A 21,128-nucleotide genomic window follows, 5' to 3' on the forward strand; every position below is an offset into this window, starting at 1 on the left:
TGATAACTTTAACTTGGAATCAAAAATTCCAGAAAATATCAATATTAAAATTTTAGAAATTGAAAATCATAGTGTTTTTAAGCGCTGACTAAATAGGAAATTATCATCAAGTCGGGGCGCAGATTTTCGTTTTGATTAGAGACTTTTTCAATTATTTAAAAGTGTTTAGAAAACTAATTTCCTCATCATTCATTCTTCTAATATAATAACTTTGCATTTCATTCTTTTCCATAAAAGTTAGAATTTTATACATAGCATCGCCTTATAAAGTATCATTTTTTAAGGCGAATGTTATCAGCAAAGGTCTTCGAGAAATATTGTAAGCAATCTTTACTCTATTTTGACCTAAAATAGAGGTAATTTTAGAAGTGGAAATTGATTTTGCTTTGCGAATGATTTCTGCACATTCTTGTATTTGGAACAACGAATCTTCTTTTGAAGGAGGAATTATCAAATAATTCATCATTGAAGGTTCCAAATAATTGATAACATACCGTGATTTTAAACTGTCTTCTACAATAAAATGAATTGCACCCAACAAATATCTTTTATCAATTTCATCACCAAATTCTGGTGGTGGTCCGCCGGATTTTATTTTCTTAATCTTTCCTATACTATCAATCTTACCTTCAAGTTCCGACACTGAAAAATATCTTTCATGAATAAGTGGATATTCCTTTACAATTTCCTTCTTGTTGCAACTAGAAATTATTAAAATAAAAAATATAAAGGCAATTCTCATTCAAATTAACTTACAATTTCCCCATTCACAAAAACTTCATAATCCACCGTCACATTCGGTTCCAAAGTTTTAGAAACTGAGCAGAATTTTTCAAACGAAAGTGAGGCAGATCTTTCCGCTTTTTTCGGGTCGATGTTTCCTTCCAGAAAAAATTTCACCAAAATAGATTTGAAAGGTTTCGCCTCATCTACTTCTATTCTTTCACCCGTAACTTCTGCGGAAAATGAAGTGACTTCTTGCCGTTGCTTCTTCAAAATAGAAATCATATCTATCGCACTGCAACTCGCAACTGCCATCAATACAGATTCCATAGGAGAAACACCTTTATCCGAATCTGAATGAGAAACATTGTTGAGAAGAATACTATTTCCTACGGAATTTTTGCATTCAAAAAGGTAATTATCGTTGATTCTGTTTAATGTGATTTTCATAATTCGTTATTATTTATTGCTGATTGCATTCTTACAAAATCCCTCTCGCTTTTATTTCCAGATATTTATTGATCACTTCTATATTCAGATTTTCTGGTAAAGTATAGAGCGAATAAATACCGTATTTTCGCAACTCTTGAATGATGAGTTTCTTTTCAAACTCTAATTTCTCTGCAATTATTTGATCATAGACTTCCTGCATGTTCTCAGGATTTTCATTTATTAAATTTTGCAATTCAGAATTTTTGAAGAAAATAACCACCAAAACATGGTTTTTTGCAATTCCACGCAAATATTTCATTTGGCGATTTACGGCATCCAAAGTTTCAAAATTGGTGAAGAGTAAAAGCAAACTTCTTTGTCCGATATTAAATCTCACATCAGTATACAATCTGCTAAAATCGCTTTCGTAGAAGTTGGTTTGGATATTATACAAAGCCTCGGAAATCTTTTTCAATTGTCCGCTTTTGTTATCCGCAACTACTCTATTTTCGGTTTTTTTGGAGAAAGTCATCATTCCAGCGCGATCAAATTTTTTCAAAATAATATGAGAAAGCGCCATCGTTGCATTGATGGAATAATCTAGCAAACTCAAACCTCGGAAAGGCATTTGCATGGTTCTTCCTTTATCAATCAATAAATAAATGCGTTGAGATTTTTCATCTTGATATTGGTTTACCATCAGTTGATTTCGCTTGGAAGTTGCTTTCCAATTGATCGTTCTTATATCATCGCCAGGTACGTATTCTTTAATTTGCTCAAATTCCATGGTATGTCCCAATCTTCGGATTTTTTTAATTCCGCCTAATAGAAATTCATTTTGAAGTGCCATCAATTCGTATTTTCTTAAATGTATAAAGGATGGATAAGCTGGCAACATTGCATTTTTTTGAAATTGAAATCTTTTGGAAACCAAACCAATTTGCGATTGCGCAAATACATTTAAATTTCCAAAACTATATTCGCCACGTTCTTTTGGTTCTAGAATATATTCTAACAGAACGTTTTTATTTGAAAGAATTTTTTGATTAATCACAAAATCTCTTTTCTGAAATTGAAAAGGGATTTCATCAATAATTTTGACTAATATTTTAAATCTAAAATTGTTTTTTACATCAATTTTAATTTTATTTTCATCGCCATTGCTCATTTTTTCTGGCAAAATTCTTTGTGCATTGATTCCCTGTTTTTCGGTGAAAAGAAATAGATAATCTACTAAAAATACGATAATTAATAGCACCAAAAATAGGTGGGCAAAATTCATTAATATTGGGAAAAAGAAAGCAAATACATAAGAAAATCCTACTGCAATTAGCAGGAGGAAAAAACGGGTATTGATGTAAAGCGATTTCAATTTATATCTTTTTAATGATTTATTAATTTGGTGTTTGGCGTTTGAGATTGCTTCGTTTCTCGCAATGACAGAATGAAGATTATCGTGGTATTTCTATGCTTTCCATTATTTGGCGGATGATTTCATCGGCTGTCAAACCTTCCATTTCCTTTTCTGGAGAAACCATTACTCGATGTCTCAACACTGCAAAAGAAGCTTCTTTTATATCTTCTGGTGTTACAAAATCTCTACCTCGTATTGCCGCAAAAGCTTTACTTGCAGTTAATAATGCCAAACTTGCTCTTGGAGAAGCACCTAAATATAAGAATTGATTTTCCCTCGTATTCACAATTATTTTTGCAATATATTCTAATAAATTGTGCTCGACGATTATATCTTTTACCAAATTTTGGTAAGATTGCAAATCTTGCGCAGAAAGTACCGCTTTTACAGCATCTGTTTTATCTTCTAGTTTATTTTCATGCTGATTTTTGATGATCATAATTTCTTGATCAATATTTGGATAACCAACATTTATTTTGAATAAAAAACGATCTAATTGCGCTTCTGGAAGACGATACGTTCCTTCATGCTCAATAGGATTTTGTGTGGCAATTACCAAAAACGGCAAATCCATTTTGTACTCCGTTCCATCCATCGTGATTTGGCGCTCTTCCATCACCTCAAACAAGGCTGCTTGCGTTTTTGCGGGCGATCTATTGATCTCATCAATTAAAATAAAATTGGAGAAAATAGGTCCTTGTTTAAATTCAAATTCAGAGTTTTTCACATTGAAAATGCTTGTACCCAAAATATCCGAAGGCATTAAATCTGGCGTAAATTGTATTCTGCTAAAATCTACAGAAATAGCTTTTGCCAAAAGTTTTGCGGTGATGGTTTTTGCAACACCGGGAACGCCTTCTATTAAAACGTGACCATTGGAAAGTAGCGCCGCCAAAAGATGATCGATCATATTTTCCTGACCAACAATCACTTTTCCTATCTCTGATTTTACAAGATTTAAACTGTTTTGCAGAGCAGACAAATCTACTCTCGCGTGAAAATCTGGTATTTTGTATATTTCGTTTTCCATTTTTTTAGGAATTATTTTTTCTAATTATTAAATATAGTATTTCTTTTTCATATTCTTCATAGAAGCTAAACCTAGATACAAAAGATTTATTTTCAAATAAAATCTATAAAATATTGTTTGCTTCATAGAAGCAAAACCTTTATAATCACATCTACAATATCGCAATTTAGCTTCGTAGAAGCTAGACCTTTGTGTATAATTAATACCGACTACCTATTCAATATAGTCCAATTGCATTGCACTATTTTCATAGTGTGTCGGCATTATACCATAATGTTTTGACTAAATTATAATCTTGTTTGGTATAATCTACAAATCATCGAAAAATTCAAACACATATTCTTCTTTGTATTCTATCTCAAATTTTGTTAATAATTCCAAATATTCTTGTTTAAAAGATTGTTTCTTATGATGTTCCTTTTGGTTTAAAATATATTTGGAAACTCTATCTACTTGGCTTTTGGAATAAGAAAACGCACCATATCCTATTTGCCAATTAAATTTACCACGAAACCAATTTTCATCATTCATCATCTTTGAAGAATCCGATTTTATATCTCGTACAATATCTGGAATCAAAACATTCAAATCATTATAGCCAATCAAGATATGAATATGATCTGGATTTGCATAAATAGCCAACAATTTCTGGTTTTTATTTTGAATAATTCCGGTAATGTACTTTTCTAATCGATCTCTTTTTTCTTCTGTAATTAATTTTTCTCTATATTTTACAGCGAAAACCAATTGGATAAAAATTTGTGAATACGTGTTTGCCATAATTACAAAATCTACAAAGGTTGGGCTTCTCTGAAGCCGTGTTGCGTTCTAATTTTTTTTAATATCTACAAAGGTTGGGCTTCTCTGAAGCCGTGTTGCGTTCTAATTTTTTTTAATATCTACAAAGGTTGGACTTCTCTGAAGTTCTAATTTTTTTTAATATCTACAAAGGTTGCGCTTCTCTGAAGCCGTGTTGCGTTCTAATTTTTTTTAATATCTACAAAGGTTGGGCTTCTCTGAAGCCATTTTGCATTTTATTTTTTTGAAGTTTGGGCTTCTATGAAGCATTTTTGTATTTAAATAGCTCCAATTAATTATTCTTCAAAATCTACCCTAAAATATCATCTAATATATTGTTCATTTTTATCAAATCTTCTTTTTGCACTTGAGCATACGGATCTTGCGCTTTGTTGATTAAAACTATTGCTTCTTCAATTTTCACTAAATTTTTTCCCGTTTTTAATTGTAATTTTTTGGCAAATTTATCATCTAAGATTTTGGTATCTAAAAAAAGATCTAATCGAACTTTATGCAGAAAATACTGCGCTTTTTTTGCCATCATATCATGAAAATCGCCTTCTTGAAGATAGAGGTTTCCGATACTTTTCACAAATTCGACAGATTTATTTTCTAGCGGTTTTAGAATTGGGATAATTCTTTGTTTTCGCTTTGCTTGAAAAAAAATAAAAATCAACAAGCCGATTAAAAGCAAATACCAAGCATATCTTAATGGTGCATTTGCCAAAATAAAACTTAATGGACTGGATGCTGATCCAGATTCTCGACTATCTGCGGTAAACCACATTGTTTTTCTATCTGGCAAATAGCTAAATACATTTTCTAAATATTTGGAATTTTTGGAACTAAGCAGATAATAGTTTGTTAAAAAGAGTGGCTCTGAATGAAAATAAATGTGTCCTTTTCCACTTTTAAATTTAATAAAATTAGCGCCAATTTCATCAAAAGTATCTGTTGTGCTCAGAATTTCTACATCTTCGGAAACATAAGTGAAACCTTGTCTGGTAGGAAATTTATCTAAAATAAGCGAATCATTTTTTAAATTTTTATCCGTGAATTTTAATGTGTTTATATCTTCAAAATTCACACGACTAAGATGCAGATCCATAGATTCTATCGGATCTGGGAAAGAATTATCAGATATAACCAATACATCTGAGCCAAGGTTGACCATATTCTTAATTTTTTTCCAAGATTCTGCGTCTATATCTTGCTCGATTAATAGAATATTATGAGGTTCGTATTTTTTATTGTCTTGATAATAATCGTATGGCGAAAGCGCAACTTTTTTTAGCTTATTGTTTAATAATTTTGGCGCTTCTTGATCGAAAATATACAAGCCAAACGGAGATTTTTCTTTTGTTTGATAGTTTTTTCGCCAATCTATTACTTCTGCTTTGCTCATTTCTAGCAAAACCAAAACTACCATCACGATGATGAAAATAATACCGTATAATTTGAATGTTTTATTCATATCACAGTATTTTATTTTTTGATAAAGAAGAATTTAAAAAATCTTCTTTAAATTTTTGATACAAATCTTCGTCTATTTTTTGCTCACCATACCAAACGTTCTCAAAAATATAAGATAGTTTTTGGTAGGAATCTCTGTTATTTTCTGAAGCAATTTCTGCAATATAGTCGGTATTTGTTTTTTCGGGATTCCAATGTATCAGTTTTTGATCCGTCATTTTCTTTAAAATAAATAAAAATTGATACCGTATTGCCGAGCGAAATTCTCTTTTATTTTCAAACTCTGCAATAGAATTTGGAAAATTTATCTCATGTATGTTTTCATGAAGCACTGAACTATTGATATTTATAACTTTATCTTTTCTAGAGAAAAAGAAATTTCCATCTTTCCCAAGCAAATACCGAATGATGAAGAATAAAGCTGCTGCAACAATTAAAATAGCTAATATTTTCAAAAATAATTCTACACCACCTACAGCATTGGGAGCGTTTCCAAATATACTTTCCCAGATTTTCTCAAATTTTCTTTTTATTCTAGTCCAAAGAGATTCTTGAGGTTTTATGGTAGAATAATCAAATTCTTTGCTTTGATATTTTTTCGTGAAATTGTCTGCTAATTTTTTAGGATAAAGTGTATTTTCTGTAGTATAGTTTGTTCTAAGTAGGGAATCGATCTTTATGGTATTCATATCTTCTACTACTGAAATAGAATCTAATATTCCAGGCGAAATTTGTTCTTCATCTTGAGAGAAAAGAAAAGAAGAAATAAAAACTAAAAAGAGTAGGAAAATTCTAGATTGCATGAGTACCAATGGTGTCTATTTCTTCTAAATTTTTGTCTCTGTGAAGGTCTGTTCTGCTATCATAATACAAAAGGCCAGAGTTTACATAGATGATATTGCTTAAGATTAAGGACATTAAAATTGCAAGTCCATAAAATACGAAAAACATAATACCCAAAGAGTCAAATGGATTTTCGTTTCCACCCTTTTCTTTTACCGTAAATGCAGAGAACATTATCATAAATAATGGAATTGTAGTAAAAATTGAAGTAATTACTTGAATGATGATATACATTATCGTTGTGGATCCCCAATATTTCCAAAAGGGAGATTTTTCTCTTTGATGGCTGTATGAGAATTGCGAGCGAACGGCGTAGCTCAAACTTTCGAAAAAGCCTTTCTTGGTGTGTAGAAAATCATACAATAAAAAATTGACCACATTCATTAATGTTGGCATCACGAAAAGTAAAACTAGCAATCCTATAATGATGAATATTAAGAGATAACTGATACCAATAAGTATTAATGCGAGTGGAGAAACTACAAAAAATAACCCGAGAAAAAGGATTGCCATTCTTTTTCCGTTGCGCTTCATATCTCCTAAAATTTGATCTGCTTTAATGTTTTTGTCGCCAGTTTCGCTTAATCTTTTAAGATAAAAAACCGGGTAAGAATAATTGATAACAGAAACTGCAAGGAATAAAAACAATACAAATAAACACACGATTACCAAGACAATAGTATTTTCTTGAAAATATTGTTGAAAAAAATAATTTTGACCTTCTGTATTTGCGTCGAAAATTTGGGAGAATAATTCTCTGTAGCCAAAAACAACAATTACCATTAGCAAAATCAATAGCAAACCATTTAGTAAAAAATAGTTTTTGAAATAATTTTTTCCATTTTCTTTAAAAAATTGGAAAGTATCACTAATCATAGCGCCAAAATCTCTTTTTTTATAAAATTCCATTTAGTGTTTGTTTTTTAATTTTGTTGTGAACGATATTTGGATAAATGAAATAATAGAAAGTGATGGTAATTAAACATCCAAAAATGATGAATAGATTCAAAAATTCTGGCATTTCTAGTGCATATCTTGTTACGTAACCTTCTATAATCGCAGCTACAACGGTGAAAGGTATTGTGCTTGCAAATATTTTGAGAGAATCTTTCATTCCTATTTTTAGAGAATTTATTCTAGAAAAAGTCTTTGGAAAAAGAATAGAAGTACCCAATACCAAACCAGCCATGCATTCTATCACCATACCGAAAATTTCGAAAGTACCATGCAACCAAATTCCTCGAAGAGAATCGTTTAAAGCGCCATGCTCATAAAATAAATATTGAAAAACACCCAACATTATGGAATTTTGCAGAAGAATATATAAAGAACCTACTCCACCAAATATACCGAATATATAGAGTTTTGCACCTACCATTATATTATTAAACATAATACCAATGGTACTTCCCCAATTGCTCCCACCTTTGTAAACATCCATTGCGCCGCCATTTTTTATATTTTCTAGCGTCATATTCACATAACTCGGTGGCAAAATAGTGGAAACAAATTCTTTATTATAATGGAAAATCAAAACACCAATACAAACAAAAAGAAAGAAAAATGAAAAAGCATAGTACAAATATCTTTTGTATTCATAGATAACCAAAGGAATTTCTGTAAGAAAAAATTGCAAAAATCTGTTCTTATCAATCCTCCTCGTTTTATAAATTTTCTGAAAAACGCTTGTAGAAAGGTGATTGATGTATAAAGTTGCCTTAGATTTTGGATAGTAAGTTTGTGCAAATGAGAGATCATTCACCAAATTGATGTACATAGAAGAAAGGTCATCCGGATTTTTTTTAATTTTTCCTTCGATAACCTGCTCTATTTCCAACCATTTTTCTTTATTTTGTTTGATAAAAGCTACCTCTCTCATTGTGTGGCTAAAATAAAAAAAATATGTCGCAAATTGCTATTAATACTTCTCAAAATGTAGAAATAAATTTTACGTTGGCAAGCATCGGAGAAAGAATCTTTGCATTTCTCTTGGATGTGCTATTTTTAATAGCATTCATGGTGCTTATCAATCTTTTATTTTTCAAAGTATTAGGTTTAGACGATTATTTTTCAACCTTATCTGATAATTGGTCTAAAATGGCAATTATTTTAATGATCACCTTTCCTGTATATATTTATACCGTAACGCTAGAAAGTTTGATGGAAGGGCAAACTTTTGGAAAGAAGATTTTAAAAATAAAAGTGGTAAAAATAGATGGATATCAAGCACATTTCAGTGATTATTTTGTGCGATGGATTTTTCGATTGGTAGATATTTGGTCTAATTCTGCGGTTGTTGGTTTATTATTTGCCATCATCAATAAAAATAACCAAAGATTGGGAGATCTCGCATCTGGAACAGCCGTAATATCTTTGAAGAAAAATGTAAATATATCCAACACAATTTTAGTAAATTTAGCAGAAGATTATCAACCAACATTTCCGCAAGTGGTTATCTTGAGTGATGATGATATGAGAATCATCAAAGATAATTTTCAATATGCTTTGAAAGTAGATGATCAGCAAGTGATAAGTAAACTCTCTGATAAGATACAGACCTTGCTGAAAATTGAAATAGATGGCAGAGATTATACGGATCGTCAATTCATCATCAAAGTAATTGAGGATTTTAATCATTTTACAGGAAAATTTAATTAAAAATATTAAAAATGAAAATAGAAAATAAACGAAATGGAAATGGCGGCTATATAGAAATGCTGAAAGAAGAGGATGAAAATAAAGAAGTCGGAAGATTAACCTATACTATAAATCCTGAGGAGAAGAAATTAATAATTTCATACGTGATGGTATATCCAGAATTTGAGGGGAAAGGAATGGGGAAATTTTTGGTAGAAGCAGCAATAAAATTTGCTAGAGAAGAGAATTGGAAAATTTATCCTCATTGTTCCTACGCAAGATCTGTAATGAATAGAATGAATGATGTGGAAGATATTTTGCTAAAAAGTTAGTACCTCATTTGTAATTATTTCTTCAATATCATCTGGATAATCTACCGTGAAAATTTGCGCCGAAGCTACCCAATTTGTTATTTCTAAGACGTCCAATATTTTTGAACTTCTAATTCCCAATTGTTGAAGGGCAAAAGCATTGCATTCTTGCTCATATTGGTTGTGAATAGGGACTACAAACAACTTTTTGTTTAAAAATAAAGCTTCTGCAGGACCTTCAAAGCCAGCGTTGCACAAAATTCCCTCACATCTTGCAAAATTTTTTAAAAATTCAATAGTATCTATTGGAAAGATGGATACGTTTTCAAAGTGAGAAATATTTTTTGCATGTTTTGAAAAAATTTTCCATTGAACAGGTATTTGTTTTAAAGTTTTGATTAGATTTTCATCTGAAAAACTTGGTAAATACACAATATAGAAGCCATCATTAGAAGGAGTTAATTGTCTGATACTTTTTCTAATTACTGGTTTTTTTATTTTAGGATGATAATTTTCAAAATGAAAACCAATTTTTTGCTCACTTGGGGCATAATTTTTTAGAAAGAATTCGCCAGATACAGATTTTTTCGAAGGTTTTGGAGCTTCTGCAAAATCCAATGCTGCTTGATGGCTAAGCTCCAACATTTTCAAACCTCTCAATTTGCAAGCCCAAGCTGTTATTGGCTCAAAATCGTTCAGAATTAAATCATATTTACTTAATTCTATTTGATTGATAATTTTTATTGTCTCTACAAAATTATTTTTTAGAAGTATTTTCTTGTAAGAAATTCCACCAGATTTGTTGTATAAAAGCGATATACCTTTATATTTATAATCTATTGGAAAATCCGCACTTAACTGAGATTGATGACCACTGATCAATGTATCTACCTTCGCATATTTTTTAAGAATCGGGATAATTTCTTGCGCTCTAGCTACATGACCATTACCCGTTCCTTGAAAGGCGTATAAAATATCCATTACTTAAAGTTGGTTACAATTTTCAGCAAATCTGCATGGTTAATGTCGGTTAAATCTTCTGATATATCTTCTTTTAGTTCCTTTTCGTTTTCAGAATAATAAAATAGGTCCCATTTGTGGTCATTATATTCTAAAGCCGTTAGATTTTCTACCCAATCGCCAGAATTCAAGTACATACAAGAGCCATTGTTGGTTGTAACTTTTCGCATTTGTGGTTGATGGATGTGCCCGCAAATTACGAAATCGTACTTATTATCAATAGCTAATTCTGAAGCTGTCAATTCAAAATCGCCAATAAATTTAACTGCTTTTTTTACGTTGTCTTTGATTTTTTTTGAAAAGGAATATTTTTCTTTACGCATTTTTAGCAAAAACCAATTAACGATGTTATTAATGATTATCAGTAAATCGTATCCTTTACCACCCAATTTTGCAATCCATTTTGAATGATGCACAGAAGCATCGAATACATCACCATGAAAAATCCAAACCTTATTTTCATCTAAACTGAGGCATAATTTATCACATACTTTTAGTGATCCTAGTTCAAAATCTGTAAACTTACGAAACATTTCATCGTGGTTACCAGTTATATAATAAACCTCGGTATCTTTCGTGGCAAAAGATAGTATTTTTTTTATAACCTTTAAATGCGATTGCGGGAAGTATGATTTCTTAAATTGCCATATATCAATAATATCACCATTTAATATTAAAGTTTTGGGTTGTATAGAGTTTAAATATCGGAGCAACTCGTATGCTTTGCATCCATAAGTACCCAAATGAACATCAGAAATAACAACAATATCTACATTTCTTTTCATTGTTTTAAGCAAAGTAAAGATTTATAGATGAATTGATGATGAATAGAATATTAAGCTTTCAACAACGCTAAGTATTCCTCTGTGATTTCCATATTGTGGTAAACATTCTGCACATCATCGTCATCTTCGAAGCGATCTAGCATTTTCATATTTATTTTAAATTGCTCTTCAGAAACTGCCTTCATTGTTGTAGGAATTCTTTCTATTTCTGCACTCTTTGCTTCAATCTTTAACTCTTCTAATTTGTGAGAAAATGTACCGAAATCTTCAAAAGCGGTAGTTACGATAACTTCTTCCTCATCACTCTCTATATCTTCTGCTCCACCATCTATAAGCTCCATTTCAAACTCATCCCAAGACATTGTGATGCTTGTTTTGTCCAATGTGAAAATCCCTTTTCTATCAAAAAGGAAAGCAAGTTCTCCATTTTTACCGAGATTACCATCAAATTTATTGAATATGGCTCTAACGTTTGCTACCGTTCTTGTAGAATTATTCGTTGTGCAATCCACGAAGAAAGCAACACCACCTAAACCATAACCTTCGTAGGAAATTTCTTCATAGTTTTCTGCATCTGCACCGCTGGCTTTTTTTATGGCACGTTCTACATTGTCTTTTGGCATGTTCGCACCTTTCGCATTCAAGATGCATCTTCTCAACGCAGGGTTTGCTTCAGGATCTGGACCACCATCCTTCACAGCTAAAGCTATGTCTTTTCCTATTTTAGAAAAAGCTTTCGCCATCTTGTCCCATCTTGCCATTTTACTAGCCTTTCTATACTCAAATGCTCTACCCATTATTTTGAAATTAATTTTAGCAAAAATACAAAATTTGCACAAAAAAACGCCCTCAAATTGAGAGCGTTTTATATATATTAGAGAAATTTAATTATTTCTTTCTTGTAGCTTTTTTAGCTGGTACAACTTCCATGTCATTTTTTCTCATGTTGTCGTATTCAGCACCTTCCATAGGGATTACAACTACTTTTCTATCTACCAATCTTGCTTCATCAGATGCAGATTCAGATACCATAGCTTTTGCTTCACCTACACCTCTAGATTTAAGAGTAGAAGAACTTACACCTCTAGCTTCCAAAGCGTCTACTACAGCAGCAGCTCTTTGTCTAGATAATTTTAAGTTGTAAGCATCAGATCCTTTTTTGTCTGTTTGTCCTTCTATTACATAAGTACCACCATCTGTCATTAAGATTTTTGCAGCAGCATTTATTTTTTCACTAGATTCTGGACGTAAAGTAGCTTTACCAAAGTTGAAATAAATATTATTCAAAGCGTTTGTAGCTTCTTCACTTGTAGCTGTTCTAGGTTTCGGACAACCATTGTATTGAGCTAAACCAGGAACTGTAGGACAAGCATCATCTTTATCTAAGATTCCGTCTTCGTCTGTATCTGGCCATGGGCAACCATTGTTTTCCATTGGACCTGCAACTGTAGGACAAGCGTCATCTTTATCAATAAGACCATCTCCGTCTGTATCTGGCCAAGGACAACCGTTGTTTTCAACTGGTCCAGGAACATCAATACACTCATCGTCTTTGTCTGGAATTCCGTCTCCGTCAGTATCAGGACATCCTTGAAATTCAGGTAAACCTGGAGTATCAGGACAAGCATCATCTTTATCTAGGATACCATCTTTATCTCTATCTGTATTACCAAATCTAAACAATAAAGAAGCAGAACCTTGCCAGAAATTAGCAACATTAGATTTATCTGTAGGAGTACCTACATAATCTCCTTGTACACCAACACCGAAAGCTTTTGTTAACCAGAAGTTAGATCCGATTCCACCTGCAGCAGTAAAGTGATTTGCTTTTCCGAATAAGTTTCCATCTCCATCATATGCAGAATAGATTTGACCATTTACATCTGTTCTTGGGAATGCAAGACCTTGATAGTCATGTCTTAGGTAGTTTGCTCCAATCCTTACATATGGATCGAACCAGGAATCTTCATTCCAAAGTCCGTTAATTTTAAATTGTAGACCCAAACCAGTCATCAACATAAATTCTTTACCCATGTTGAAACGTTTGTTTTCTACGTTACCAACAGTTGTTTGCCAGTCTACTGCCAAAAATTTATTAATGTTTCTAGCTACAGTAAGTTTGGACAATGGAGGTGTAATAGAATAATTACCAAGATTGAAAACCTGTTCTGTGTTTCCAAATGTATCTCCGAAGCTCCCTGTTACAGCAGTGTGGTTCACTCCATGTGCACCAACTCCTATAAGCCAAGGATTAGTGGTAGTTTGAGCGAAAACAGTAGAGGCAACTGTAAGTGCCAATGCTGAAATTCCTAATTTTAGATTTTTCATAGATTTAAATGATTAAATAATTGATATTGCAAAATAAATACAATTTTTCCTGATACACAATGTTTTTGTTATGTTTTTTAACTTTTTTTAAGAATTCGATCTAAAGTTATTTTATTTTCTCTATTTTTTATACTTTCTCGCTTATCAAATAGCTTTTTCCCTTTTCCGACTGCTATTAAGACCTTCGCAAAACCCCTGTCGTTAATATATAACTTCAATGGAACGATTGTAATACCGACATCTTTTAATTTTTTACCAAATTTTAACAATTCCCTTTTATGAAGCAATAATTTGCGATCTCTTTTTATTTGATGATTATAATAAGTACCCAATTTATATTCATCAATCATCATATTAATAAGGTATAATTCTCCATTAATCATTTGGCAAAAAGAATCTGTAATACTAGCTTTAGAAGATCGCAAAGATTTTATTTCTGTACCAGATAATACTATTCCCGCTTCTATCTCATCCGAAAGTTCATATTCAAACCTTGCACGTTTATTTTTTATCGTTACTGTTTTTTCAATTTTCATTTCAATGGCGAATATCTTAATTTTATATGAAATAACAATAGATTTAGAATTTTTTTTATAAACTTTTGTAACATCGTACTCGCCAACAATTACAAAAAAGACCTTTTATATAACCAAATTCTTTTCGTAATTTTGCAAAAAATTAAAATATAATATGTTAACAGTATCAAATCTATCATTACAATTCGGAAAAAGGGTGCTATTTGACGAAGTAAATATAAAATTCACGAAAGGAAATTGCTACGGAATCATCGGTGCAAATGGTGCCGGAAAATCTACTTTCTTGAAAATTCTAACTGGAAAACAAGATCCTACAACAGGTTCTATCTCTTTAGAAAATGGAAAAAGAATGTCTGTGCTAGAGCAAGATCACTATTCTTACGATGATTTCAACGTAATAGAAACAGTTCTACGTGGTAATGAAAAATTATTCAAGATAAAAGAAGAAATGGATGCGCTCTATGCAAAAGAAGATTTTTCTGATGCAGATGGTATAAAAGCAGGTGAACTAGGTGTAGTTTACGAAGAAATGGGTGGTTGGAATGCAGAAACCGATGCTCAAATGATGCTTTCCAATGTTGGAATTGGTGAAAGTATGCTCTACACAATGATGTCTGAACTGGAAAATAAAGACAAAGTGAAAGTACTTCTTGCACAAGCATTATTTGGTAATCCAGACGTTTTGGTTCTAGATGAACCTACCAATGATTTGGATATAGAAACCATCGCTTGGCTAGAAGATTTCTTGGCAGATTATGAAAATACGGTAATTGTAGTTTCTCACGACAGACACTTTTTAGATACCGTTTGTACACACATTGCAGATTTAGATTACGCAAAATTAAATCTTTATACAGGAAATTATTCTTTCTGGTACCAAGCATCTCAATTAGCAACCAGACAAAGACAGCAAGCTAATAAGAAAGCGGAAGATAAAAAGAAAGAATTGCAAGATTTCATCGCACGTTTTAGTTCCAATGTCGCAAAAGCAAAACAGGCAACCGCTCGTAAAAAGATGATCAGTAAATTGAGTATTGATGATATCAAACCATCTTCTAGAAGATATCCTGCGATTATTTTTGATCAAGATCGTGATGCAGGAGATCAAATTTTAGAAGTGAAAGATTTAGAAAAAACAAAAGATGGAGAATTGCTTTTCTCTAACGTCAATTTTAAATTAAAAAATAAAGATAAAGTTGCCATTATTTCTAAAAACTCTTTGGCAATTTCAGAATTTTTTAAAATAATTTCTGGAAACGAAAAAGCGGATAAAGGCGAATTTATGTGGGGAATTACTACCTCTCAATCTTTCATGCCTTTGGATAACAATGAGTTTTTCCAAGATAAAGATTCTAATTTGGTAGATTGGTTGAGACAATATACTAAGAATGACGAAGAAAGACACGAGGAATATATGCGTGGATTTTTGGGGAAAATGCTTTTCTCTGGAGATGAAGCTCTAAAATCTTGTACCGTACTTTCTGGAGGAGAAAAAATGCGATGCATGTTCAGCAAAATGATGTTGCAAAGAGCCAATGTTTTATTAATGAACGAGCCTACAAACCATTTAGATCTAGAAAGTATTACAACCTTAAACAGTTCTTTAGAAAATTTCCGTGGTAATATTCTTTTGGCTTCTCATGATCATGAAATGTTGCAAACTGTATGTAATAGAGTGATAGAATTGACACCAAATGGCGCAATAGATAGAGAAGTTACTTACGATGAATATCTTGCTGATAAGAAAATAAAGGAAATGCAAGCACAAATGTATTCTTAATAATTTTTAGCTTAATGACGAGAAAAGGAAATTTATTATTATAAAATAATATTTAAAAGTCTTTCAATTAATTTTGAAAGACTTTTTATTTTAAAAAATTGCTTTACTCCAGAAAGTTCAATTTGCGAGAAAAAAAATCATAAATTTGTAAACATGACTCAGAAATGGATTTACAAAGATGAACCCGATGAAGAAACGGTAGAAAGAATAAGCACATCGCTTGGTTTTGGAACTTTTGAATCCAAAATTTTGGTGATGCGTGGTATTGATGATTATCAAAAAGCACGAGAATTTTTTAAGCCAAAAATAGAAGATATTCACAATCCGTTTTTGATGGCAGATATGCAAAAAGCGGTAGATCGGGTAGCTTCTGCTGTAGAAAACGGTGAGAAAATTCTGGTGTATGGAGATTACGATGTAGACGGAACCACGGCAGTTGCGTTGATGTATCTTTACCTCATCAAAATTGTAGACAAAAAATACATAGAATATTATATCCCAGATAGAAACAAGGAAGGTTATGGAATTTCTACAGAAGGTATAGATTACGCTTCCGCAAACGTATTTTCATTAATAATAGCGTTGGATTGTGGGATAAAAGCAATTGATAAGGTAGAATATGCAAGCACTTTAAATATAGATTTCATTATTTGTGATCACCATTTACCCGGGGAAAAAATACCTGCAGCATACGCAGTTTTGGATCCCAAACGAAAAGATTGCAGATATCCCTACAAAGAACTTTCTGGTTGTGGCGTTGGTTTTAAGCTTTGCCAAGGATTAAATACCATCTACAAAATCCCAGATTCTGAATTGTATGATCTTACAGATTTATTGACTATTTCCATAGCTGCAGATATTGTAGCAATGACAGGTGAGAATAGATTGCTCGCAAAAATGGGCATTAAAATTTTAAGAAATACAAGAAAGTTAGGTTTAAGATTACTAATTCCCGAAGATAAACTGGCTACTTTTGATGTTTCTAATATCGTATTCGAAATTGCACCCAAAATAAATGCTGCTGGAAGAATTTCCCAAGGAAAAGCTGCCGTAGAATTAATGGTTTCGGACAATCTGAAAAATGCGCAACAAATGGTAGAAAATATCATGACGCTCAATACACAACGCAGAACTTTGGATTCTTATTCTACAGAAGGTGCACTAAAACAAGTAGAGGAAAATCAGGAAGAAAAAAAATTCACAACGGTAGTTTACGATGCTTCTTGGAACAAAGGAGTGATTGGTATTGTGGCTTCTAGATTAATAGAAAACCACTACAAACCTACCCTAGTTTTCACCGATGGAAATGATGGCGAAATAGTAGCTTCCGCAAGAAGTGTGGCAGATTTTGATGTGCATGAAGCTTTGGAAAAATGTTCGGATCATTTTTTAAGATTTGGTGGCCATCAAGCTGCAGCAGGACTTTCTATGGAAAAAGACAAGTTTGAATCTTTTAAAATTAAATTTGAAAAAGTAGTTGCGGAAAGTATACAAGAACATCAAAAAATACCAACTATTCTTATTGATGCAGAGATGAAAATGAAAGATTATGATAAAGATTTTATCAATTTTCATCGGAAATTAGCACCTTTTGGACCTAGGAATATGAAACCTACTTTTGTGATGAAAAATCAAAAAGTTACGGGTTTTGTAAAGCAAATGGGTAAAGAAGGAAGCCATCTTAAATTTCATTTAAAGCAAGAAAACACAGGCAAAAATATCGAATGCGTAGGTTTCAAATTAGGCGAGTTTGCGGAAGAATTTCGCACAAAACATTTTGATGTTGCTTTTACCTTAGACGAGAATCATTGGAAGGGAAATGTAACTTATTATTTTAATATCAGAGACGTGAAGTTTCATTAACCACAAAAATTTTAACACATCAGGTACATGAGAAAAGATTATATCTTTGTGAATATTTTAGAACACATTAGCTAAAAATATCTCAATGAAAATCTTTGATTTTCAAAACTAATGTGAGCTAATGCTTACTAAAGTCATCAGTAAATTAAAAAACTAATGTGGTAAAAAAAATGTATGACAAAAATTGGTCTTTTCTTCGGCTCTTTCAATCCTATTCATATTGGACATTTAATTCTTGCGAATTATATTTTAGAAAAATCAGACATGGAGCAAGTTTGGTTTGTAGTTTCTCCGCAAAACCCGTTCAAAGAAAAAAAATCTTTGTTGAAAGATTATCACCGTTTGGATATGGTCAATTTAGCTTTGAAAAATTATCCAAAAATGCGCGCTTCTAATGTAGAATTTTCTATGCCACAACCAAGTTACACCACAGACACATTAGCATATTTAAAAGAAAAACATCCAGAAAAATCTTTTGCATTAATCATGGGCGAAGACAATTTAAAAAGCCTTCACAAGTGGAAAAATTCAGAAAATTTAGTAGAAAATAATCATATTATCGTTTATCCTAGAAAATTAGAAGCTGATAATTTGGAAGAAAATCCCTTATTAAATCATCCGAATATTAGTTTGATAGATGCTCCAATCATTGAACTTTCTGCCACGCAAATACGGGAAATGATCAAACTTAACCAAAACGTAAGACCGATGCTTCCGCCAGAAGTTTTTGAATTTTTGGATGGGAGTAGTTTTTATAAGTAATGTAAAAGTCAAGAAATTAATTGTACAGATTTTGTAGTTTTTGCAAATCTTACAAAATATTAAATCTGCAATATTTGCAAGAGCAATTAATTTCCAAATTAGCATAGTAACACTTATTCAAAATAAATAAATGGAATTTATAGATAAATTTTTTGCAAAATATTCAGACGATAAAATCACGAAATGGTTTAAGCAAGTTTGCACTGCGGAAGCAATTTCCTGGGCATTATTGTTTAGCGCGATGATCTGGATTCGCTATGATCGAGAAGGACTTTTGCCTACAATTTACATCATCATCATCGGAAATATCCATGGCTTATTTTTCACCCTTTACTTACTCCTAATCTTACCCGCAAAAAGAATTTTCAAATGGGACGATGAAGATTTTGTAGTTGCACTTCTCGCTGCATTCTTCCCTTTTGCAACTATTTTTATCGAAAAGAAGTTTGCAAAAATGGATCGGGAATAAAAAAAAGGAACATTGCTGCTCCTTTTTAATTTAAAATATATGATTATCAATAATCTCGAAGAACATGACCTGTTGCTGTAATTGTACGAGTTCCATTCTCAAAAGTTCCATTAAGTGTGAAATCAATATATCCACCGACTGGTCCAAAATTACTAATCTGTAAGATAAAATTATTTCCTGGTGTATTTGCTGATATGCCATTTGGTATATTATAAAATGCAACAGTAAAACCAGAAGTATAAGTTCCTGCAGCAGCAGTAAAACCACCTCCAAATATTGCAAACTGTGGGGTTCCACAATCAATTGTAATGTAAGTATTGTCTAAATTACCAGTAAAAATACCAATACAGGTTTGTACTGGATCATTATCAACTTTAAAATTAATTATTTCATTAATTGCACTACAAGACGTAATAAAACTAAGATTTGTAACTGGGAATGCTGTAAATGCAATATTTCCAGTGGTCTGCAAATTATCCAAATCATATCCTTCAACTTGAAATTGTGGACTTGAACTACAAACAAAGCTATTGATTGAAAATTGACCATTTGTTACAGGAATTATACTGTAAAAAAATTATTTCCCGTTGGTCTAAAAATCTGAACAAAACCATCTATCACATTGTTTCCAGCACAATCTAAAAGTGTTCCTTCTATCAATGTACTTTGAGCTGTTGCAATATTCAAAACTACATCTATATTCGAAGAATTTGCTGTGAATGGACCAATTGTAGATGTTTGTATTAAATTCTCGCAATTATCATAAATTTTCATTATTAAAGGTTGATTTGCTGGAACAAAGCCAGTAACTAAACCATTAGAATTTGTGGATAAACCATAATCTTGAGCAGAATTTGCACTTAATCTAATATGCAAATTTCCTAATGGTTGATTAAGTGAATTTTTCACTGATACATTTAAAATTACTGGATTAGTTGTCAAACTTGGACACCACCAAGAAAAATGCTTCACATTTCCTACATATTTATTCCCAACTTTGGTAGCGCTTCCTTCTTCTCTCCAAATTCCTTCCGTTTCGTTGAAAGACCATAAAGGTATTGTATTTGGCGAACTTGCCAATTGTGCAGCATCAATCGGCGAAGTAATTTCTGCCGTATGATTGTCTGCAATTTGTAGATTTTGCCCTGCGTCTCCCGTTAGTTGTACATGCATCATTCCGTAAGATTCCAAAAGTCTGGATTGCCCTTGAGAATTTCCGGCGAGCAAACTTCCAGGCATGGTTTCGTTAAAATAAGTATCCGAAGTTTTTAGATTAAATAAAGCAACTTTTACACTTCCAGTATACGCACTTCCATTTTCATTTTTGAAACTTCCATCAAATTTAACGGAACTTCCATCGGGTAGAGAAACGGTACTTGTAGCACCAGAATTTACTGTAGCAGTAGTAGTTGCAGGTATCATCATGATATTGATGCGGTTGTCTCCATTTGTAGGAAGCAAAACTCTAGAAGCATTTACAAAACCAGATTTTGTGGCTTTTACATGTGCAAAATTTTCTTTTACCGAAACATTTTTTAGTAAGAAAAACCCTTTAGAATTGGTTTGAACTGTAGAAGTTCCTATAGAAATTGTAGCTCCAGATACAGGATTTCCGCTTCTATCCAAAACTTGACCAAAGAAATTTCTGTTTACGGTATTTCCATAATTGTATTGAAATTCTGGGGAAACGATGTTTGTTTCATTTGTCTCTTCAATCGCTTCAGTTCGGCATCCGTTTGTGAAAAAAAACACTAAAATCAAGAGTAAAATTGATTTTTTCATGGTTTTGGCTTTTTAACCTCATAAAGGTAAATAATATATTCCAAAATTAATTCAGATTATTTATTGGCAATATTGAAGCGAGAATTGCTAAAATTTAATTAAAAATAGACGCAAGAGTTGAATTTTATACTCTGTTTCTTGC

General features: G+C 32.0%; 22 protein-coding genes. 6 read left to right on the forward strand and 16 right to left on the reverse strand.

The window, feature by feature from the left end:
* Positions 1-262 precede the first annotated feature (262 nt).
* From HNQ03_RS12545 to HNQ03_RS12585, 9 genes are all read right to left on the reverse strand, one after another.
* Entirely contained in the window at positions 263-742 is a 480-nt protein-coding gene (locus HNQ03_RS12545; RefSeq protein ID WP_173780035.1) for a hypothetical protein, read from the reverse strand.
* Between the two features lie 5 nt (positions 743-747).
* Positions 748-1,173 (reverse strand): OsmC family protein, encoded by a 426-nt coding sequence (locus HNQ03_RS12550; RefSeq protein WP_173780036.1) that lies wholly within the window; start codon positions 1,171-1,173, stop codon positions 748-750.
* A gap of 31 nt (positions 1,174-1,204) precedes the next feature.
* Positions 1,205-2,527 carry a DUF58 domain-containing protein gene (locus HNQ03_RS12555; RefSeq protein WP_173780037.1) on the reverse strand — a complete coding sequence of 441 codons (1,323 nt, stop codon included), beginning with the start codon at positions 2,525-2,527 and terminating at the stop codon, positions 1,205-1,207.
* A gap of 79 nt (positions 2,528-2,606) precedes the next feature.
* Positions 2,607-3,599, reverse strand: coding sequence for an AAA family ATPase (locus HNQ03_RS12560; RefSeq protein WP_173780038.1), 993 nt, complete (start codon positions 3,597-3,599; stop codon positions 2,607-2,609).
* A gap of 309 nt (positions 3,600-3,908) precedes the next feature.
* Complete coding sequence (gene tnpA / locus HNQ03_RS12565; RefSeq protein WP_173780039.1) at positions 3,909-4,379, reverse strand: IS200/IS605 family transposase; 471 nt, start codon at positions 4,377-4,379, stop codon at positions 3,909-3,911.
* Between the two features lie 328 nt (positions 4,380-4,707).
* Positions 4,708-5,871: a DUF4350 domain-containing protein gene (locus HNQ03_RS12570; protein WP_173780040.1), complete on the reverse strand. Its 1,164-nt coding sequence runs from the start codon at positions 5,869-5,871 to the stop codon at positions 4,708-4,710.
* 1 nt (position 5,872) lies between these two features.
* Entirely contained in the window at positions 5,873-6,673 is an 801-nt protein-coding gene (locus tag HNQ03_RS12575) for a DUF4129 domain-containing protein (protein ID WP_226927514.1), read from the reverse strand.
* Positions 6,663-7,622, reverse strand: a complete 960-nt coding sequence (locus HNQ03_RS12580) for a DUF4013 domain-containing protein (protein ID WP_173780042.1) — start codon at positions 7,620-7,622, stop codon at positions 6,663-6,665. The genes HNQ03_RS12575 and HNQ03_RS12580 overlap by 11 nt, the downstream gene beginning before the upstream one ends.
* A complete protein-coding gene (locus HNQ03_RS12585) occupies positions 7,609-8,592 on the reverse strand; it encodes a stage II sporulation protein M (protein WP_173780043.1) in 984 nt (327 codons plus the stop codon). Before HNQ03_RS12585 ends, HNQ03_RS12580 begins: the two co-directional genes overlap by 14 nt.
* A 23-nt stretch (positions 8,593-8,615) precedes the next feature.
* Between HNQ03_RS12585 and HNQ03_RS12590 the strand changes: the two genes are divergently transcribed.
* Both HNQ03_RS12590 and HNQ03_RS12595 read left to right on the forward strand, forming a co-directional pair.
* A complete protein-coding gene (locus tag HNQ03_RS12590; protein WP_173780044.1) occupies positions 8,616-9,371 on the forward strand; it encodes an RDD family protein in 756 nt (251 codons plus the stop codon).
* An 11-nt stretch (positions 9,372-9,382) separates the two neighbouring features.
* Entirely contained in the window at positions 9,383-9,682 is a 300-nt protein-coding gene (locus tag HNQ03_RS12595) for a GNAT family N-acetyltransferase (RefSeq protein WP_173780045.1), read from the forward strand.
* On the opposite strand, the gene HNQ03_RS12600 is transcribed toward HNQ03_RS12595, so the two are convergent.
* The 5 genes from HNQ03_RS12600 to smpB all read right to left on the reverse strand — a co-directional run bounded on the left by HNQ03_RS12600 (position 9,671) and on the right by smpB (position 14,330).
* The gene (locus HNQ03_RS12600; RefSeq protein ID WP_173780046.1) at positions 9,671-10,642 is read right to left on the reverse strand and encodes a glycosyltransferase family protein; all 972 of its coding nucleotides are present in this window, start codon (positions 10,640-10,642) and stop codon (positions 9,671-9,673) included. The genes HNQ03_RS12595 and HNQ03_RS12600 overlap by 12 nt on opposite strands.
* The gene (locus HNQ03_RS12605; protein WP_173780047.1) at positions 10,642-11,466 is read right to left on the reverse strand and encodes a UDP-2,3-diacylglucosamine diphosphatase; all 825 of its coding nucleotides are present in this window, start codon (positions 11,464-11,466) and stop codon (positions 10,642-10,644) included. Before HNQ03_RS12605 ends, HNQ03_RS12600 begins: the two co-directional genes overlap by 1 nt.
* Positions 11,467-11,516: 50 nt before the next feature.
* Positions 11,517-12,263, reverse strand: coding sequence for a YebC/PmpR family DNA-binding transcriptional regulator (locus tag HNQ03_RS12610; protein ID WP_173780048.1), 747 nt, complete (start codon positions 12,261-12,263; stop codon positions 11,517-11,519).
* A gap of 91 nt (positions 12,264-12,354) precedes the next feature.
* On the reverse strand, positions 12,355-13,794 hold the full coding sequence (locus HNQ03_RS12615; RefSeq protein ID WP_173780049.1) for an OmpA family protein: 1,440 nt from the start codon (positions 13,792-13,794) through the stop codon (positions 12,355-12,357).
* A 77-nt stretch (positions 13,795-13,871) separates the two neighbouring features.
* Positions 13,872-14,330 (reverse strand): SsrA-binding protein SmpB, encoded by a 459-nt coding sequence (gene smpB / locus HNQ03_RS12620; protein ID WP_173780050.1) that lies wholly within the window; start codon positions 14,328-14,330, stop codon positions 13,872-13,874.
* Positions 14,331-14,484: 154 nt separating this feature from the next.
* Between smpB and HNQ03_RS12625 the strand changes: the two genes are divergently transcribed.
* From HNQ03_RS12625 to HNQ03_RS12640, 4 genes are all read left to right on the forward strand, one after another.
* On the forward strand, positions 14,485-16,110 hold the full coding sequence (locus HNQ03_RS12625; protein WP_173780051.1) for an ABC-F family ATP-binding cassette domain-containing protein: 1,626 nt from the start codon (positions 14,485-14,487) through the stop codon (positions 16,108-16,110).
* 153 nt (positions 16,111-16,263) lie between these two features.
* Positions 16,264-17,973 (forward strand): single-stranded-DNA-specific exonuclease RecJ, encoded by a 1,710-nt coding sequence (gene recJ / locus HNQ03_RS12630; protein ID WP_173780052.1) that lies wholly within the window; start codon positions 16,264-16,266, stop codon positions 17,971-17,973.
* Between the two features lie 174 nt (positions 17,974-18,147).
* A complete protein-coding gene (gene nadD, locus HNQ03_RS12635; RefSeq protein ID WP_173780053.1) occupies positions 18,148-18,735 on the forward strand; it encodes a nicotinate (nicotinamide) nucleotide adenylyltransferase in 588 nt (195 codons plus the stop codon).
* A 130-nt stretch (positions 18,736-18,865) separates the two neighbouring features.
* Positions 18,866-19,204, forward strand: coding sequence for a DUF3817 domain-containing protein (locus HNQ03_RS12640; RefSeq protein WP_173780054.1), 339 nt, complete (start codon positions 18,866-18,868; stop codon positions 19,202-19,204).
* 46 nt (positions 19,205-19,250) lie between these two features.
* Here the strand turns inward: HNQ03_RS12640 and HNQ03_RS12645 are convergent, their stop codons facing one another.
* Together HNQ03_RS12645 and HNQ03_RS12650 are read right to left on the reverse strand one after the other, a co-directional pair.
* Complete coding sequence (locus tag HNQ03_RS12645; RefSeq protein WP_173780055.1) at positions 19,251-19,685, reverse strand: hypothetical protein; 435 nt, start codon at positions 19,683-19,685, stop codon at positions 19,251-19,253.
* 80 nt (positions 19,686-19,765) lie between these two features.
* Positions 19,766-20,986, reverse strand: coding sequence for a carboxypeptidase-like regulatory domain-containing protein (locus HNQ03_RS12650; protein WP_173780056.1), 1,221 nt, complete (start codon positions 20,984-20,986; stop codon positions 19,766-19,768).
* Between the last annotated feature and the right edge of the window lie 142 nt (positions 20,987-21,128).

Origin of the sequence: Frigoriflavimonas asaccharolytica (assembly GCF_013294015.1) — a bacterium.
Classification (GTDB): Bacteria; Bacteroidota; Bacteroidia; order Flavobacteriales; family Weeksellaceae; genus Frigoriflavimonas; species Frigoriflavimonas asaccharolytica.

What these genes read in the sequence shown, in the direction of transcription:
- HNQ03_RS12545 (WP_173780035.1), bottom strand. Translation starts at nt 742, where the DNA reads ATGAGAATTGCCTTTATATTTTTTATTTTAATAATTTCTAGTTGCAAC.
- HNQ03_RS12550 (WP_173780036.1), bottom strand. Translation starts at nt 1,173, where the DNA reads ATGAAAATCACATTAAACAGAATCAACGATAATTACCTTTTTGAATGC.
- HNQ03_RS12560 (WP_173780038.1), bottom strand. Translation starts at nt 3,599, where the DNA reads ATGGAAAACGAAATATACAAAATACCAGATTTTCACGCGAGAGTAGAT.
- tnpA (WP_173780039.1), bottom strand. Translation starts at nt 4,379, where the DNA reads ATGGCAAACACGTATTCACAAATTTTTATCCAATTGGTTTTCGCTGTA.
- HNQ03_RS12570 (WP_173780040.1), bottom strand. Translation starts at nt 5,871, where the DNA reads ATGAATAAAACATTCAAATTATACGGTATTATTTTCATCATCGTGATG.
- HNQ03_RS12575 (WP_226927514.1), bottom strand. Translation starts at nt 6,673, where the DNA reads ATGCAATCTAGAATTTTCCTACTCTTTTTAGTTTTTATTTCTTCTTTT.
- HNQ03_RS12580 (WP_173780042.1), bottom strand. Translation starts at nt 7,622, where the DNA reads ATGGAATTTTATAAAAAAAGAGATTTTGGCGCTATGATTAGTGATACT.
- HNQ03_RS12585 (WP_173780043.1), bottom strand. Translation starts at nt 8,592, where the DNA reads ATGAGAGAGGTAGCTTTTATCAAACAAAATAAAGAAAAATGGTTGGAA.
- HNQ03_RS12590 (WP_173780044.1), top strand. Translation starts at nt 8,616, where the DNA reads ATGTCGCAAATTGCTATTAATACTTCTCAAAATGTAGAAATAAATTTT.
- HNQ03_RS12595 (WP_173780045.1), top strand. Translation starts at nt 9,383, where the DNA reads ATGAAAATAGAAAATAAACGAAATGGAAATGGCGGCTATATAGAAATG.
- HNQ03_RS12600 (WP_173780046.1), bottom strand. Translation starts at nt 10,642, where the DNA reads ATGGATATTTTATACGCCTTTCAAGGAACGGGTAATGGTCATGTAGCT.
- HNQ03_RS12605 (WP_173780047.1), bottom strand. Translation starts at nt 11,466, where the DNA reads ATGAAAAGAAATGTAGATATTGTTGTTATTTCTGATGTTCATTTGGGT.
- HNQ03_RS12610 (WP_173780048.1), bottom strand. Translation starts at nt 12,263, where the DNA reads ATGGGTAGAGCATTTGAGTATAGAAAGGCTAGTAAAATGGCAAGATGG.
- HNQ03_RS12615 (WP_173780049.1), bottom strand. Translation starts at nt 13,794, where the DNA reads ATGAAAAATCTAAAATTAGGAATTTCAGCATTGGCACTTACAGTTGCC.
- smpB (WP_173780050.1), bottom strand. Translation starts at nt 14,330, where the DNA reads ATGAAAATTGAAAAAACAGTAACGATAAAAAATAAACGTGCAAGGTTT.
- HNQ03_RS12625 (WP_173780051.1), top strand. Translation starts at nt 14,485, where the DNA reads ATGTTAACAGTATCAAATCTATCATTACAATTCGGAAAAAGGGTGCTA.
- recJ (WP_173780052.1), top strand. Translation starts at nt 16,264, where the DNA reads ATGACTCAGAAATGGATTTACAAAGATGAACCCGATGAAGAAACGGTA.
- nadD (WP_173780053.1), top strand. Translation starts at nt 18,148, where the DNA reads ATGACAAAAATTGGTCTTTTCTTCGGCTCTTTCAATCCTATTCATATT.
- HNQ03_RS12640 (WP_173780054.1), top strand. Translation starts at nt 18,866, where the DNA reads ATGGAATTTATAGATAAATTTTTTGCAAAATATTCAGACGATAAAATC.
- HNQ03_RS12650 (WP_173780056.1), bottom strand. Translation starts at nt 20,986, where the DNA reads ATGAAAAAATCAATTTTACTCTTGATTTTAGTGTTTTTTTTCACAAAC.